Raw genomic sequence first — 13,632 nt, 5'->3', positions numbered from 1 at the left:
TGGACCATTTCATTGATGATTGCCCAATATTGATCTACTTGACGCTCTTGTTGAGCTAAGAAAAAATTAAACACAAAGCGAGCTGATCCAAATGTCTGACGAATGAGCTGTTGTTGAGTTGGATTAGGGTAGAGACGAAATTTAAATGCCTTTAGAATCACGTGGTTTTCCTCCTTTCTGTTTAGGTCTTTCCACTTAAGAACTGGTGTTCTAGTTCTCTTATTGTACCAAACAAGGAAGAAAATGCAACACCCCCTCGGGGTGAAAAAGACCGATTCATCCCCCACCTACTAACTGGTCTACGCCCGTATCGTTCCTTGAGGTGGGGGTCTTCTCGGTCAAAATGATAAATCAGGAAAAACGCCCCTAGAGGACTTTGTAACTGAAATAGTAATAGGCATTCTACAATCTGACCAGCAGCTGCTCGATCGTTTTGTAAATGAAGTCTTACTAATTAACGGACATGATTTTAAAGTGGAGTCACAGGTTCCTTTTTCACTTCCTTTTGATCAGAATTGCATCATTGATCTTGTTTTTGAAAACACTTCATCTATTTGTTTTTTAGAGAACAAGGTAGCAAGTGGAGAAGGAAAACGACAATTGGAGCGTTACGTTGCTGTTTTACAGAATCAAAAATCTGAAATGAAGAAAGAGACGTATTTACGGTATTGCACAAAACTATATGATCCAAAAAAAATAAAGGAATGTTCATTTTATCAATTCCGTTGGCAAAGAATATATGAGTTTTTTGATAAACAAGAGAAAACAGATCTAATTCAAGCATTTCTAGAACTATTAAGAGGTGAAAATATGGCAGGTGTTAAAGATTTTAGCATTGAAGATATGATGACAATGAAAGGAATATATAGCGTCATCACAAAAATGGATGAAATATTAGATTTGATTAAAGGAACATTTACCGAACTTTTTGGTGCACCTTATCAAAGAGATTTCGAGCGTCTTAAACAGATCCCTACATTTAATCGTTACTCACTTTGGACAAATAGGTATAATGGACAAAATATAGAGATTATGATGGGATTTGAATTGGAAGATGAAGAGCAAACCCCTCCTCTCCTTTTCGTACAGGTTTACCGTAAAAAAGACAAAGAGTTTGCAGATAAAATAGAGCAACACTATGAAGAAAACAAAGATAAATTTGATTTTTATGAGTTTGAAAACGATGAAGGAAAAGCATGGGCTTGGTATGAAACACCATTGATTAATTTCTTAACTATGGAAAATCAAAAAGAGCAAATTGTGGAGTGGTTTTCAGAGAGGTTGAAAAAGGTTAAGTATACTTTGGATACTTTATAATTAATTCAATAGACTCATCTTCCTAACCATTATACAGTGGAATTTAATACGGACCTGTTGCTTAACAAACCTGCACAAAGGACAATCGATTTCTCGCTATAAAGTCAAAAGCACCTCTTATTGAATTAAAGAGGTGCTTTTTTACTAGAACAAAACCATGTTGTTTCGTTAAACATACTTACAATGTAAAGAGTTCCTAACTAAGTGGACGATGTAACTGATTGAACAGACGATAGATGGTCGTCCAAAGAACTAGTGACAAGCGAATAGCAAGACACTAAAAAACCATACTCTTCTATAGTCAGTAGCTGCATATGACAGATCTTATTGCGTATTGGGATAAGTTTATAAAGGCGGGATCGTTCTGAGGGTGTAAAGAAGGTTTGAAGCTGTTCGTACTTACCGAATAAAGATAGCGTGTGGTAAAAGTGTTCTTTTCTTTCTTCGTATAATTTCCGCCGCCATAGAGGGCCATGATGTCTGTTCATAATTTCCTCAGCCCGTTCTCGTAATCCTACTTCAATTTCATACAGCATTCTGTAAGCTTCCGTCATCATTAGTTGATCATCTCCTTGTCATTGCATTTTCTTTCTTTTACCTTTCTCTATATTCAATCCGCATACCTGCGCGATAGCTAAAATAATAACCAGTCCTCAAAGATTACGGCGAAATGCTCTATGAAATCCCTTTCCTGCGTGGTTCTTATTTGATGAAGAAAAAATATAAAGGACATATTCACTTTTAAAACGTGGCATTCATTTATTACTATCCTTCTTAGAGTCAAGAGCTATTCTTTGAACGTTAGCGAAACAACCTCTTTCATTTTCATGATATATTGTTCTCATTTCAAATGACCCGAAAACTTAACTGACATAGTTTTTTAAACTCTTTTAACACTAGTAATAAAGAACTATTTTTTGAAAATTTATAATTTTTAGGTTGTTTAAAACAACTAAATAGACTAACATTTATATTGGTAATAAATAGTAACAAAGGGAGGAAATAGAATGAAGAGGTTAATAAGTTTCTTAGTTTTAATTCTGGGTTTCGGGTACATATTCACACCTTCAGCTGCAGCTTCAGTGGTAAAAGACAGTGATGAGGAGGTAAGCAAAGTTTTTACTGACTTTATCGATCAAGCATATAATAATTTAGACGGATTGACTGTATTAGATTCAAAAGGATATGATATGACACAAGGATTTATTAACTACGCTAGTCAGTATTATTCTATAAACGACTATAAGTCGATTCAAGACAAAATAGTCAATGATGACTTGTCCATTTCTGTTACAAATCAGACAGAAATGAGTGCCAAACAATACAAAGAACTAGGCATCAAGTCTTTAGTTGGTATTAAAGGTGAAAACGTTTCAAAAATATTTTATCATCGTGCAACAGATGCTACTAAAACATTCACAAAAGAATGGACGGTAACTCTAACCGGTAGTTTTTCGTATCAAACATCTCCTCCATTTAATGTTACTAGCGTAAGTGGTCCTAGGGTTACTCTCAGCAATGCAAATTTTGGGGCAATGTTTTCACCCGCTTTAGAAGGGTTATTTACCCGAAACTCTCATTCTAGTACTTCAGCTACATTCTATACCAATTATTCAATGAGAGCCGTATTAGGAGTTTCAGTCGGAAGTCTTCCTATAGGTTTAAACTGTAACTTTGGAAGTCACACTGATACGTTTTCAGCTCATCCATCCGTATTACAGTAATTCATTATCAAAAGAGGTGAGGTTTTGAAATTTATTTCTCAATTTAACAAACTCTTTTTTTCTTTGTACACCGCATTCATGTTAATATTTTATGTTGTTTACTTGTGGCTAGATAGTTATCGTTTTACTCCAAAAAACTTTATGTTATCAAACAACTCTCCAACAGAGTCGGATTTCGATAGGTTTTCTAACCTTTCTCAATGGACAACAAATACCGGTAGAATGTTTTTAGGTTTGTTTTTACTCACAATGGTAGTGTGTTGTTATAAACGAAATTTACAAAACATAAAGAATTTCATTATAACAAATATTGCGCTGTTTATTGGTATTACTATCATCAGTACTGGTGTATTTTTTTTAACATCTTCAACGTTTGGCAATTTAATTGAGCCTATTCTTATTCCCATTGCTCTACTTGTCTTGTTAGTCGTTTATTCTTTATACCTTCTAACGAGAAAGAAATATTCCCAGCATGACTTGCTATAAATATTAAAGATTTACCTTTAATAGTAGGATTTTTATAAAAAAGGACTTTCTATGTGCTAGAAAGTCCTTTCTTTACATAAGTTTTATTCGAACAACTCATCCATCAGTTTTTGAACCTCAGCTCGACGCTTTTCGGTTTGGTCTTTTAAAACGACTCCTGTATTATCGTTAATTTCAACAACATCCCCAACTTCGACCTCTTCGCTAAATATACTGCGGTTAAAGTCTTGAGTTTGTCCATTTATTTCAATGACGACAATTTCGCCTTCCAGGTGATCCACAATGCCTCTCATATGATCTCTCCTTTACTGGGGTACAAAAGATGTTTGAGCTTTATATGTCTTCCCTTTATAAGTACTTGAAACATCCACCACTACTTTAAAGCCTTTAGCTGAACGTCCAATTTTAACCGGGATGGCTTTACTGATGGTTCTGTTATATATCGTATCCTTACTCTTATAATGGAATACAGCTTTGTACGAGCCGGCAGGTAACCCTTTTACGGTAAGATGAACGGTTCCATTTTGCTTCGGTTTCGTATTATCAAGTGTTGCTACTAACTTATACGTACTTGGAGCAGGAGTAGGCTTCGGTGCTGGTGCTGGTTTTGGTGCAGGTGCAGCACCACCAGGTACGGCAGCTACGGTGTTAAAGGACAATTTGGTTCCATCTGTTGAGATAATAATATGTCCTTGTAAATCGGTACGATAAATGGCTACTTTAGAAGCTTTTAAACGATTAATGGTTTCAGTCGTTGGATGACCATAACGGTTTCCTTTTCCCACTGAAATCACGGCTACAGATGGCTTAACAGCGTTTAGGAACGCTTGGCCAGTGGACGTTTTGGCCCCATGATGACCGACTTTAAGTACATCCGATTTTAGTACTTGCTTCGATTGAATCATATCTGTTTCTGATTTAAGTTCGGCATCACCTGTAAATAAGAATGATTTTTTGTTGTAAACAACGCGTAGTACAGCGCTCCAGTCATTTAAATCCTTATCGTACGTTTTAACTGGTGCAAGAAACGTAGCCGTAACACCCTTCACAGGAACCTTCACGCCTTTTTGTACAGGCTTGATACTTAACTTTTCAGCCTGAACGGCTTTCAAGAAGTCCACGTAGGCCTGTGTCGTATGACTAACCTTTGGTGCGTACACCGACTTTACCGTAAATGCTTTTAGTACATCGTCTAATCCACCGATATGATCGGCATCCGGATGTGTCGAAATCATGATGTCAATGGTTTTAATTCCTTGTTTCTTTAAATATGAGACAAGGTTACTACCGTTAATATTTCCACCATCGATTAGAATGTTTTCACCATACGGCGCACGAATTAAGGTGCTATCACCTTGTCCCACATTGATATAATGAACAGACATTTTCTTTGTAGTGGCTGCGTGAACCGGTGCATGAAAGCTCAGCCCACTTAGAAGTCCAATTATGAGCACAAGGCTTAGTAGAAACTTCAATCCTTTTTTCACTTCAATTCCCCCATTTACATATAGCGATATTTCTTTGTATTACATTTAACTCTCCACTAGTTACCATAATCGGTAACAAGAACTCAAAGCTCCCTCCTTTATTGACCTTTAGTATCCATACAGATCTAATTATAGATCAAAAGTAGGTTAAGTCCTTCTACTTTTTACATTTTTATCCTCAATTTCTCCTTTAGAGAAGCTAATTGAAGTTTAGAAAGTTAAAAATAAGGAAAACGCAGTCATAAACAACCACCCGAAAAAAATCCCTTTAATGAATTAACGAATTATCGCAAAAAGGAATGCAAACAAAGCATATCGAAATATACGGAGAATAACATTACGCACGAGGATTGGGGATATAACATGAACAACGAAGTAGGGGACATAAAAATCATGATGGGCTCAGGAGAATCTATAAATACTCCTAGTTGGATTTATACACCGCAAAATGAACGAAATCTATTAGACGGAAACACGTGGAGAAATACATTCCACAAAAATTCAATAAAAGCGATTTTAGCTGAACATGTGCAGCTAAGTCTTACATACGAAGAGGGTATCAAGGCTGCAAAGCTATGCTTGCCCTACTTGCAATCGTCTGGCTACATCCGCTGTTCCGTTCCAGATGGGTATTGTCCAGATCCATCGTATCAGCACGCTTTACAGACTAAAAACTTTGATTTTCACAACCATACAAACGATTGTTATAAAACCCTCCATAACTATCATACGTTAACAAGAATGTTTGAACGCGCTGGATACGAGGTCCAGTTACTGAAATATTTCGATGAGAGCGGTATGTTGCATTAAAATAAATGGGCCGATACTGAAGGAATCACTTATAGTCCCAAGGAGAACGAGCGGAGGAATACCAGGGGCGAGATTGGTTTTCCCTCTCTCACTGTGAATGCAGTAAAACCTTGAGAAAACAAGGCTAAAGTCAATCTCGTTCACAGAAGATTCTAAAGAAATAACTGCTGACACCCACTCTTCTTAGATAAAAAAGGGGGGTCCTTAGACATTCTTTCATAAGTCAGCCTTTCCTTTAAACAATTAAAGACCAAGAAAAATGGGCTGCTAATACAGTCCATCATTGTACAATTCTCGCGCTGACTTACTGAATGAGAGCGTATAAAGACACATTATAAAAGAACGGCCCGATTGAAAAAAGTGAAGGAATTACAATATTAATTCTTACAAATTTATCAATACGGATAAATTACCCTCAAACACTTTTTCTTCTGTATCATTGTAAGTAGATAATAATACAGTGAGAATGCCTGTCTCATTTTTCTTCTCTTTTTTATCAATAACCTCAACAACAGTGTGCAATTCGTCACCTGGATATACGGGCTTAATAAATTTTATATTATTCATCTGTGTTCCAGCAATGACATCGTCACCATAGATTCCTATTTCAACCCAAAGCTTGAATGAAATAGCTAACGTCTGTATGCCAGAAGCAATGATTCCATTAAATCTTCCCTGATTTGCTTTATCCTCATCCAAATGCATATATTGAGGATCAAATTCTCCTGCAAATCTTATAATATCTTCTTTTGTTAATGTGAATGACTTGGTTTCAAACACCTGTCCAATTGTAAACTCATTTAACTTCATAAATACTCCTCTATCTATCTATAGTTGCACTTGGTTTATATTACAGTAAACATCGTATGTTCAACAAGTGAGAATATAGCGAATGCCTGACTTCGCTGTTCAATAATATGTACTAAGATCGAAACAAGCGCTAATCCTTATTTTAGGAAAGCGCTTGTTTGTTTAAATACATTTCTCCAGAAACTACAATATAATGGGAAAATAAAATAATTTCTTTAGGTGGAAGCAACATAGTAACTTTCTAACACAGCCTATTCCTGAATGGATAACGCCATTTCTTTTAACATTTCTTTCTCTAGGACCTCTTTTGTCTTTCCTGTTTTTGCTAGATGCAAAATAACATGACCTAATTGTTCAGATGTTATAACTGACTTCATTCGTTTCAACAACGGATTTAAAGGTTTTATTATATTGTACAGCATACGATATTGTGTTGTTTTTGAACGGACACCATGCATTGGTAGAAGTGCTTCCGGGTGACTCCAATTGATCTACATATCTGTTCGAATAGCGAAACATAGCAAGCGCTACCTTTTCAAAAGCACTATTAATAAATAGAGATAGCTTTAGAAAGACTCGATTTTATTTCAATTCCTTCGAATACAAAGCCAAGCTGAGTCGCATTTTTTGCAATCTCTACTCGTATTCCACAAAGGACTGGTTCAATTCCTACCAGTCTTAGCGCACCAATTAATCGCGAAAGATGGTGGCCAACTACGCTACTTACAATGATCGTCCCTGACAAATCAATATACAGTTTCTTAACTTGCATTTTTATACAACGTTCTAATGTAGATTCTAAAATAACCTGAGCTCGTTTTTCATCAATCGTTCCTATAAGAGGTAACAGTGCAATATCACACTCTTTCAAGCTAATAACAGGAGCACTTAACTCATCAATGGTTTTCCGTTGTGCTTTTAATCTTAGCTGCGTAGCCTCATGGGATTCTTCAGCAATGGTACAAATCACCAGATCAAACATGTTAGTTATTAAACGTTGATAAGCCATTGTTAATGAGAGGGTAATGTCTTCATGTTGGGAAGCGTATGTATCAAGAAAGGAAAAATAAAGTTCTCTGTTTTTCATAAACTCTTGCATAATGAGGTGAAGAGGAGTACCGTGATACATAACGTCTTGAACGATTTTCTTTATCCAGGGTAAAAAATTAGCTTTAAATTCTTGTTCACTTACGATGAAAAGCTCACAAAAATGAAGGTGAAACTCATAATTATGTTGTTTCAATTGTTGAATTATTTCGGGGTTCTCTGAGGAGTAAATGCCCGGTTTTTTATTTCTATCTAACGAATCGTACCAGGCCTCTGTTAATTGTGGAATGCTGTCCATAAAAAAAACGTATAAGTCCTGATTTCTATGCATACCGCGCCTCCGTAAATAATTGATAATAGCTTGTCCCCACTCTACCACATACTTCCCTTTATTCATACAGCAAATATAGCGTAAACAAAGTCTGTTTCAAAATCGGTTCCTTATGCTCACTAGCAAGTCAGAGAGTTAACCAATCTAATCCTCTATTCGTTAAGCGCCATTAGCATTCATAAGCAACTAAGCAAAGATTGAAAAACTGAGTTCCTAAAAAAAATGACATTCCTTTCCTCTTAATAGAGAAAGATTCATGCATAGATTATGATATAATAGCCGAAAACATATATTCAGTTCTCAAAGAAACATTTGTATACTGAAGAATACACGATAAATTCTTCCTATAACGAACCGTAAAAGGAGCACGAAGATATGCAACTTGTAAACAATGAGCAACTACATGCTATCAGAGATGTCATTATGAACCGCAAGGAGGAACTGGCGGAAAAGAAAAGACAAAACCTTGCAGTTGTTCATGACATTAATACAGAACTAACCAAATTCCGCATCGATCTTCTAACAATTTATGCTGAATCTATCCTTGTAGAGAAAGACACGGCTGCTGATATGGTGAAAGGTTGGGCAGAAGAATTTGCAAACCTACTCGTTAATCGTAAACTCCCTCTAAATTTAGCTTTAGAAGAAATGAGCTATTACCGACACACAATTGGAGAAATTATTCGAGACGAAGCAAGCAACAAAGAATTATCGTTTAATGACTTCTACCACATTATTTCACACTTCAATACGATTGTAGATGATGCTGTACAGTGGGTAAGCAAATCATACCTAGAAGACTATACCGAACAAATTCAACATGCTCAATACGCGGTTGACGAATTGTCTATACCTGTCGTGCAAATGACGAAAGAAATTGGAATTCTTCCTTTAGTGGGTGAGTGAGATACTAAAAGAGCGCAATTGTTAATGGAAAATGCGTTGGCGAAAGGAACTGAGTACAAACTGAAATGGCTCATTATTGATTTATCAGCGGTGGCCATTATTGATACGATGGTAGCCGATCAGATCTTTAAGGTCATCGCAGGGTTACAGTTAATTGGGGTCAATGTGGTTTTAAGTGGTATACGCGCAGAGATTGCTCAAACGATGATCCAGTTGGGAATAACAATTAAACATGTTAAAACATTCTCTAGCTTACACCAAGCCGTTTCCTATACAAATTCAGTTGTCCAGTGAATAACAGGCAAGTAAAAGAGAATATACAAAAGCCTCATTTCTTCATTTGACGCTGAGAAATGAGGCTTTTCTTCATGTTGTATATGGTATCTACATTTTGTATATGGTATCTACATTTGTGTCCTTTTATCATTTGGAAAAGATGAGTTAGTTGTGATTTATGAGCGAATGAAGGGATTGTCCTAATGGATTATACTAATTTGATCGAGCTTGTTTAATAGTTCATCAAGAAACTTGCTAACCAATAAGGTATTCTCACTTGTAAATCCTTCTTCCAAGCCTAAATTGACCATAAATTCTCTCGTTTCCTCTATTTTTTCAAGCAATTCAATCCTCGACATATACTGGGAAGCCTCCAATTTTTGTAACGATCTAGGCGCTTTTTAAATAAATTCATTTCTTTATCTAAAGTGAGGGCTCAACTATTGCATCATTCCAAAGAGTTTTTTAATATATTAACATTTTCCCCCACGGTCTATCAATAGTTTCACATAACATATTGCATTTACTGAAGTGAACTACCTTCACTAGCTTATAAAAGGTGATTTTACACCTAATGGTTTGAACCACCGCACAGCAAACAATCCCCATTCCTTATCGCTATGATTGATAGGCCATTCAAGTAAGAAAACAGGAATATGTTAATATAGACGAGCAAAGAAAAGAAGTTATGTAAGGAGTTCTTAGTATGTTTAAAGTTATTTTTATCTTTTTATTGGCTGGAATAGCAGAAATCGGAGGAGGATATCTTATTTGGCAATGGTTACGTGAAGGAGCCTCTAGTTGGTTAGGATTATTAGGTGGCGTAGCCCTTGTTTTATATGGAATCATTGCAACTTGGCAAGCGTTCCCGGATTTTGGGCGCGTTTATGCAGCCTACGGCGGCGTGTTTATCGTAATGAGTTTACTTTGGGGATGGTTAGTAGATAAAAAGGTTCCCGATACATATGATTGGATTGGAGGACTAGTCTGCTTAGTAGGTGTGTTTGTTATATTATGGCCCAGAAGCTAAAGACGAAAAGAAACAAGACTAGAATAGATAAGGTTCTAGTCTTGTTTCTTTGTATGTGCTATGTATCTACATCATTGTGTTTCTTTTAGAGCATGACTAACGTGCGCAAGCTCCGGAAGAACAGTTGCATCCTTTCTTTTTGCTACACGTACGTTTCTGCTTGGTAAAAATGTAAACGACTAAAGCAATAGCAATGAATACGAATCCCCACTTCCAAAATCCTAGTCCAATTCCTGTAACGCCAGCCAATGCAACAAAAAGTGGAGGCAGCGCACAACATAAACCACATAACCCTATTAACCCACCAATTCCAGCTAAAACCTTTTTCATATTAAACGCCTCCTTATCTGTAGTATAATTGTTCAAGTTAACTTGAAGTCAAGGAGAGATAGTAATGAAAGACGTTCTTACGATTGGGCAGTTGGCTAAGCAAGCTAACATTAGCCCTTCAGCTATTCGATTTTACGAATCAATTGGCATAATTCCCAATCCTAAAAGAGTAAATGGGCAACGGCGTTATACAATGGAGACCTTAGATCAACTCCAATTCATACAAACCGCTCAATCAGCAGGGTTTAATAATAAAGAAATTATTATGCTATTAGAAGGATTTGATGACGAAATTATTCCTTCAAAAAGATGGAATGAAATGGCCACTGCTAAATGTAGAGAATTAGAAGAGAAAAAAACTAAGATTGATACAATGATGAATATATTGAGCAATGGATTACAGTGTACCTGTTCGACCTGGTCAGAATGTTTGTCAAAAGTAGATTCTAGTGGTATTTGCAATTAATACTTAAAAGATATTAATAGCCCCAATGAAACCATATGTCGTCACTCATGATCAAAATGTGGCAAATTACGTGACCGAACCATTCATCTACTCGACGGTGAGATTAGTAACACATGTCTCTCTTCTACTTTAAAATAAAGTATCAATAAGGTGATGAACCTAACACCAACGGAATTGAAAAAAACCTAGGAGACGAGATGATTAATCTTTTCTCCTAGGTTTTTTGTATACATTAAGCGGTATGAGAGTTCTCTGTTTTTCTCTCTTTCACTACATATTGAATTAGAATACAAAGCACTAAAATACCCAGTAAAATAGCTGAAGCAATTTGTGTTCCGTTTTGTAGACCTAATCCACCCTTTTCATGAGGCTTAATTAAAAAGTCACCAAACGTAGCTCCAAAAGGTCGAGTTAAAACGAACGCGGCCCAGAATAAAAACACACGATTAATTTTCGTAAACCAGTAGGCGCACAGGATGAGTAAAATTAGCCCTCCTGTCAACATCGCTCCTTGCGCGATTGTTAAGCCTAGTCCTTGCTCGAAATATTGGCCACCGCCGGCTAATTGAGAAACTCCTTTTGGTTGATGTGAAAGAAAGTCCCCCGCAGCGGTCCCCAAGGTATTCGAAACCAGAATCGCAACCCAATAAAGAACCTCTACTTTTTTCGTTTCAATATTTTTCACATTTAAAGTAGGCTCTGTGAAGTACCAAAATAGAAAGATCAACGCAAGAAGCGTAACCAAAATTAAAGAACCTTTCATATACCCTAACCCGAGGGAGCGATCCATATAATCTGAAAAAGCGGTTCCGGCTAAACTAGTCGATAAAATGACGGTCCAATACACAGGAGGAATGTACTTCTTTACAAACAGCTGACAAGTTAAAAACACCACAAATATCCCCAAAAAGAAAAGAAGCGGCGTAAAATAATTGTCTTGTGCCCCTGGCACGGTGAAAAGATCACTTCCTGTTTCACCTAGAGTAGTTGCCGCAATTTTCATAATCCAGAATAATAGCGTTAATTGTGGGATTTTGTTTAAGGTTGAACGCATGTTCACTTGATTGGTTTCCATTGAATCCCCTGCCCCTTTCATATTCTAAAATTCGGTTTATCATCTCATGGATTTATTAAAATTGATTAAAGGCAGCATGAAAATCCGATGAAATTCAAGCGAAAAATAGCTTGTCCTACTAAATCCTCGACCCTACTCAATTATTTTTATAAAAATAATATTCATATTATGCAAATGATGCTCATTGCGTACGTATGAAAAAAATGTATTTCTGTTGATTGGAGTAAACAGCTTTTATTTCTTAATGAAATGAAAGACTTTGTTCGGTACTTACCTTTAAAAACAACCGAGGTCGTTGTGAGAAGAATGAACAAACAATTTCTTCATAATTAAAAGCCCCTTGAGTTATCAAGAGAAATCAGGATATTTTCGAGTAGAGTATACGACTTACTAATCAAGATGGTCACAAACCAGTCAGAGCTTTTATTAGAAGTAATGAGCTAACTATCATGGCTTATATGTAACGTTTAAAAATGAAAAAGAAATCGTTCATTTTTAATCAAAGCTTCATTTGACTTTAATGAAACTCAGCAACTTGATGAACTATACTACGTTTGAGTTACCTTACACACGCGTTAAAAATTATTTTGAAGAGCTGATTATAAAAGGAGGTCGTACATTTCATGAGCAATAACCAAGAAATCAATCCATCAACTAATACCATTCAAAAACAGCACGGCGAAGAAGATTTTGGAAAATTTTTAATCAGTAAAGTCCCTCAAGTTACCATCTTTTTCTGGGTGATTAAAATTATGGCCACCACTGTAGGAGAGACGGCGGCTGATTATTTAAATTTCCATCTTCACATTGGATTAACCAATACCACTGTTATTATGAGTGCCCTATTGATTGTGATACTTATTTTTCAATATAGGGCGAATAGATATGTACCATCTGTTTATTGGACATCTGTAGTAATGATTAGTGTCGTGGGAACTTTAGTGACCGATAATCTGACTGATCATTTTGGAGTACCGTTAATCCTGTCTACTATTGTGTTCAGCATACTTCTCGCGCTAACGTTTATTCTTTGGTATGCAAACGAAAAAACGCTCTCGATTCATTCTATCTTTACTACAAAGCGAGAAACTTATTATTGGTTAACGATTCTGTTTACCTTTGCGCTAGGAACAGCAGCTGGAGATCTTGTTTCAGAAGATTTGAAATTGGGGTATCTACTATCAGGAATCATATTTGCGGGTGCAATTGCCTTGGTTACAATCGGATATTATAAATTCAAAATGAATGCCGTCCTTTCCTTTTGGATTGCGTATATCTTAACAAGACCATTAGGTGCATCTATTGGAGATTTCTTGTCACAATCCTCTTCTAAGGGTGGACTTGGGCTAGGAACGACCGGAACAAGCTTTCTTTTTCTCATCATTATTTTAGGATTAGTGGTTTATTTATCCATTTCTAAAAGAGATTCGCTGCAACGCTCTTCTCAATAGTTTCATAACGAGGCTGGGACATAACTAGCCAAAAATAACGAAAAAAGGGTTCACGTCATCGGAATATGATGATGTGAACCCTTTTT

16 protein-coding genes and 1 pseudogene are annotated in these 13,632 nt (G+C 36.3%); 8 read left to right on the top strand and 9 right to left on the bottom strand.

All coding sequences use genetic code 11. From position 1 onward, the window contains the following. The coding region (locus AMD01_RS24690; RefSeq protein ID WP_157052614.1) for a helix-turn-helix domain-containing protein at window positions 1-161 on the bottom strand (161 nt) is incomplete at its 3' end. Window positions 162-474: 313 nt separating this feature from the next. Between AMD01_RS24690 and AMD01_RS06685 the strand changes: the two genes are divergently transcribed. Then, entirely contained in the window at window positions 475-1,317 is an 843-nt protein-coding gene (locus AMD01_RS06685) for a PD-(D/E)XK nuclease family protein (RefSeq protein ID WP_245638910.1), read from the top strand. Between the two features lie 1,007 nt (window positions 1,318-2,324). After that, window positions 2,325-3,041, top strand: coding sequence for a hypothetical protein (locus AMD01_RS06675; protein ID WP_053400644.1), 717 nt, complete (start codon window positions 2,325-2,327; stop codon window positions 3,039-3,041). 569 nt (window positions 3,042-3,610) lie between these two features. Here AMD01_RS06675 and AMD01_RS06665 read toward each other — a convergent pair. Together AMD01_RS06665 and AMD01_RS06660 are read right to left on the bottom strand one after the other, a co-directional pair. After that, window positions 3,611-3,820 (bottom strand): DUF3006 family protein, encoded by a 210-nt coding sequence (locus AMD01_RS06665; RefSeq protein ID WP_053400642.1) that lies wholly within the window; start codon window positions 3,818-3,820, stop codon window positions 3,611-3,613. Window positions 3,821-4,174: 354 nt separating this feature from the next. Next, window positions 4,175-5,014 (bottom strand): annotated as a pseudogene (locus tag AMD01_RS06660) (ComEC/Rec2 family competence protein); the annotation flags it as partial. 363 nt (window positions 5,015-5,377) lie between these two features. On the opposite strand from AMD01_RS06660, the gene AMD01_RS06655 reads away from it, so the two are divergent. Then, window positions 5,378-5,824, top strand: coding sequence for a class I SAM-dependent methyltransferase (locus AMD01_RS06655; RefSeq protein WP_053400640.1), 447 nt, complete (start codon window positions 5,378-5,380; stop codon window positions 5,822-5,824). Between the two features lie 384 nt (window positions 5,825-6,208). On the opposite strand, the gene AMD01_RS06650 is transcribed toward AMD01_RS06655, so the two are convergent. The 3 genes from AMD01_RS06650 to AMD01_RS06640 all read right to left on the bottom strand — a co-directional run bounded on the left by AMD01_RS06650 (window position 6,209) and on the right by AMD01_RS06640 (window position 8,012). Beyond that, window positions 6,209-6,634 carry a MaoC family dehydratase gene (locus AMD01_RS06650; protein WP_053400639.1) on the bottom strand — a complete coding sequence of 142 codons (426 nt, stop codon included), beginning with the start codon at window positions 6,632-6,634 and terminating at the stop codon, window positions 6,209-6,211. Window positions 6,635-6,885: 251 nt separating this feature from the next. Continuing rightward, window positions 6,886-7,011, bottom strand: coding sequence for a hypothetical protein (locus tag AMD01_RS24905; RefSeq protein WP_281176854.1), 126 nt, complete (start codon window positions 7,009-7,011; stop codon window positions 6,886-6,888). A 170-nt stretch (window positions 7,012-7,181) separates the two neighbouring features. Then, a complete protein-coding gene (locus AMD01_RS06640; protein WP_053400637.1) occupies window positions 7,182-8,012 on the bottom strand; it encodes an STAS domain-containing protein in 831 nt (276 codons plus the stop codon). A 375-nt stretch (window positions 8,013-8,387) separates the two neighbouring features. Here AMD01_RS06640 and AMD01_RS24685 point away from each other — a divergent pair, with 375 nt between their 5' ends. Both AMD01_RS24685 and AMD01_RS24680 read left to right on the top strand, forming a co-directional pair. After that, on the top strand, window positions 8,388-8,918 hold the full coding sequence (locus AMD01_RS24685; RefSeq protein WP_245638909.1) for a hypothetical protein: 531 nt from the start codon (window positions 8,388-8,390) through the stop codon (window positions 8,916-8,918). A gap of 24 nt (window positions 8,919-8,942) precedes the next feature. Next, window positions 8,943-9,212, top strand: coding sequence for an STAS domain-containing protein (locus tag AMD01_RS24680; RefSeq protein ID WP_245638908.1), 270 nt, complete (start codon window positions 8,943-8,945; stop codon window positions 9,210-9,212). Between the two features lie 182 nt (window positions 9,213-9,394). On the opposite strand, the gene AMD01_RS06630 is transcribed toward AMD01_RS24680, so the two are convergent. Then, entirely contained in the window at window positions 9,395-9,553 is a 159-nt protein-coding gene (locus AMD01_RS06630) for an aspartyl-phosphate phosphatase Spo0E family protein (protein WP_157052646.1), read from the bottom strand. Window positions 9,554-9,900: 347 nt separating this feature from the next. On the opposite strand from AMD01_RS06630, the gene AMD01_RS06625 reads away from it, so the two are divergent. Beyond that, a complete protein-coding gene (locus AMD01_RS06625) occupies window positions 9,901-10,224 on the top strand; it encodes a YnfA family protein (RefSeq protein ID WP_053400635.1) in 324 nt (107 codons plus the stop codon). A 96-nt stretch (window positions 10,225-10,320) separates the two neighbouring features. Here AMD01_RS06625 and AMD01_RS06620 read toward each other — a convergent pair whose 3' ends face one another. Further along, complete coding sequence (locus tag AMD01_RS06620; RefSeq protein WP_053400634.1) at window positions 10,321-10,554, bottom strand: hypothetical protein; 234 nt, start codon at window positions 10,552-10,554, stop codon at window positions 10,321-10,323. 64 nt (window positions 10,555-10,618) lie between these two features. Between AMD01_RS06620 and AMD01_RS06615 the strand changes: the two genes are divergently transcribed. After that, window positions 10,619-11,020: a MerR family transcriptional regulator gene (locus tag AMD01_RS06615; RefSeq protein WP_083446460.1), complete on the top strand. Its 402-nt coding sequence runs from the start codon at window positions 10,619-10,621 to the stop codon at window positions 11,018-11,020. Between the two features lie 232 nt (window positions 11,021-11,252). On the opposite strand, the gene AMD01_RS06610 is transcribed toward AMD01_RS06615, so the two are convergent. After that, window positions 11,253-12,095: a COG4705 family protein gene (locus tag AMD01_RS06610; protein ID WP_053400633.1), complete on the bottom strand. Its 843-nt coding sequence runs from the start codon at window positions 12,093-12,095 to the stop codon at window positions 11,253-11,255. 623 nt (window positions 12,096-12,718) lie between these two features. On the opposite strand from AMD01_RS06610, the gene AMD01_RS06605 reads away from it, so the two are divergent. Next, window positions 12,719-13,546, top strand: a complete 828-nt coding sequence (locus AMD01_RS06605) for a COG4705 family protein (protein ID WP_053400632.1) — start codon at window positions 12,719-12,721, stop codon at window positions 13,544-13,546. Window positions 13,547-13,632 lie beyond the last annotated feature (86 nt).

The sequence above is a fragment of the Priestia koreensis genome (assembly GCF_001274935.1).
In the GTDB taxonomy this organism is placed as follows: domain Bacteria; phylum Bacillota; class Bacilli; order Bacillales; family Bacillaceae_H; genus Bacillus_AG; species Bacillus_AG koreensis.
This window is presented reverse-complemented; position numbering and strand designations above follow the sequence as displayed.

What these genes read in the sequence shown, in the direction of transcription:
- AMD01_RS06675 (WP_053400644.1), top strand. Translation starts at nt 2,325, where the DNA reads ATGAAGAGGTTAATAAGTTTCTTAGTTTTAATTCTGGGTTTCGGGTAC.
- AMD01_RS06665 (WP_053400642.1), bottom strand. Translation starts at nt 3,820, where the DNA reads ATGAGAGGCATTGTGGATCACCTGGAAGGCGAAATTGTCGTCATTGAA.
- AMD01_RS06655 (WP_053400640.1), top strand. Translation starts at nt 5,378, where the DNA reads ATGAACAACGAAGTAGGGGACATAAAAATCATGATGGGCTCAGGAGAA.
- AMD01_RS06650 (WP_053400639.1), bottom strand. Translation starts at nt 6,634, where the DNA reads ATGAAGTTAAATGAGTTTACAATTGGACAGGTGTTTGAAACCAAGTCA.
- AMD01_RS24905 (WP_281176854.1), bottom strand. Translation starts at nt 7,011, where the DNA reads ATGAAGTCAGTTATAACATCTGAACAATTAGGTCATGTTATTTTGCAT.
- AMD01_RS06640 (WP_053400637.1), bottom strand. Translation starts at nt 8,012, where the DNA reads ATGCATAGAAATCAGGACTTATACGTTTTTTTTATGGACAGCATTCCA.
- AMD01_RS24685 (WP_245638909.1), top strand. Translation starts at nt 8,388, where the DNA reads ATGCAACTTGTAAACAATGAGCAACTACATGCTATCAGAGATGTCATT.
- AMD01_RS24680 (WP_245638908.1), top strand. Translation starts at nt 8,943, where the DNA reads ATGGAAAATGCGTTGGCGAAAGGAACTGAGTACAAACTGAAATGGCTC.
- AMD01_RS06630 (WP_157052646.1), bottom strand. Translation starts at nt 9,553, where the DNA reads ATGTCGAGGATTGAATTGCTTGAAAAAATAGAGGAAACGAGAGAATTT.
- AMD01_RS06625 (WP_053400635.1), top strand. Translation starts at nt 9,901, where the DNA reads ATGTTTAAAGTTATTTTTATCTTTTTATTGGCTGGAATAGCAGAAATC.
- AMD01_RS06620 (WP_053400634.1), bottom strand. Translation starts at nt 10,554, where the DNA reads ATGAAAAAGGTTTTAGCTGGAATTGGTGGGTTAATAGGGTTATGTGGT.
- AMD01_RS06615 (WP_083446460.1), top strand. Translation starts at nt 10,619, where the DNA reads ATGAAAGACGTTCTTACGATTGGGCAGTTGGCTAAGCAAGCTAACATT.
- AMD01_RS06610 (WP_053400633.1), bottom strand. Translation starts at nt 12,095, where the DNA reads ATGGAAACCAATCAAGTGAACATGCGTTCAACCTTAAACAAAATCCCA.
- AMD01_RS06605 (WP_053400632.1), top strand. Translation starts at nt 12,719, where the DNA reads ATGAGCAATAACCAAGAAATCAATCCATCAACTAATACCATTCAAAAA.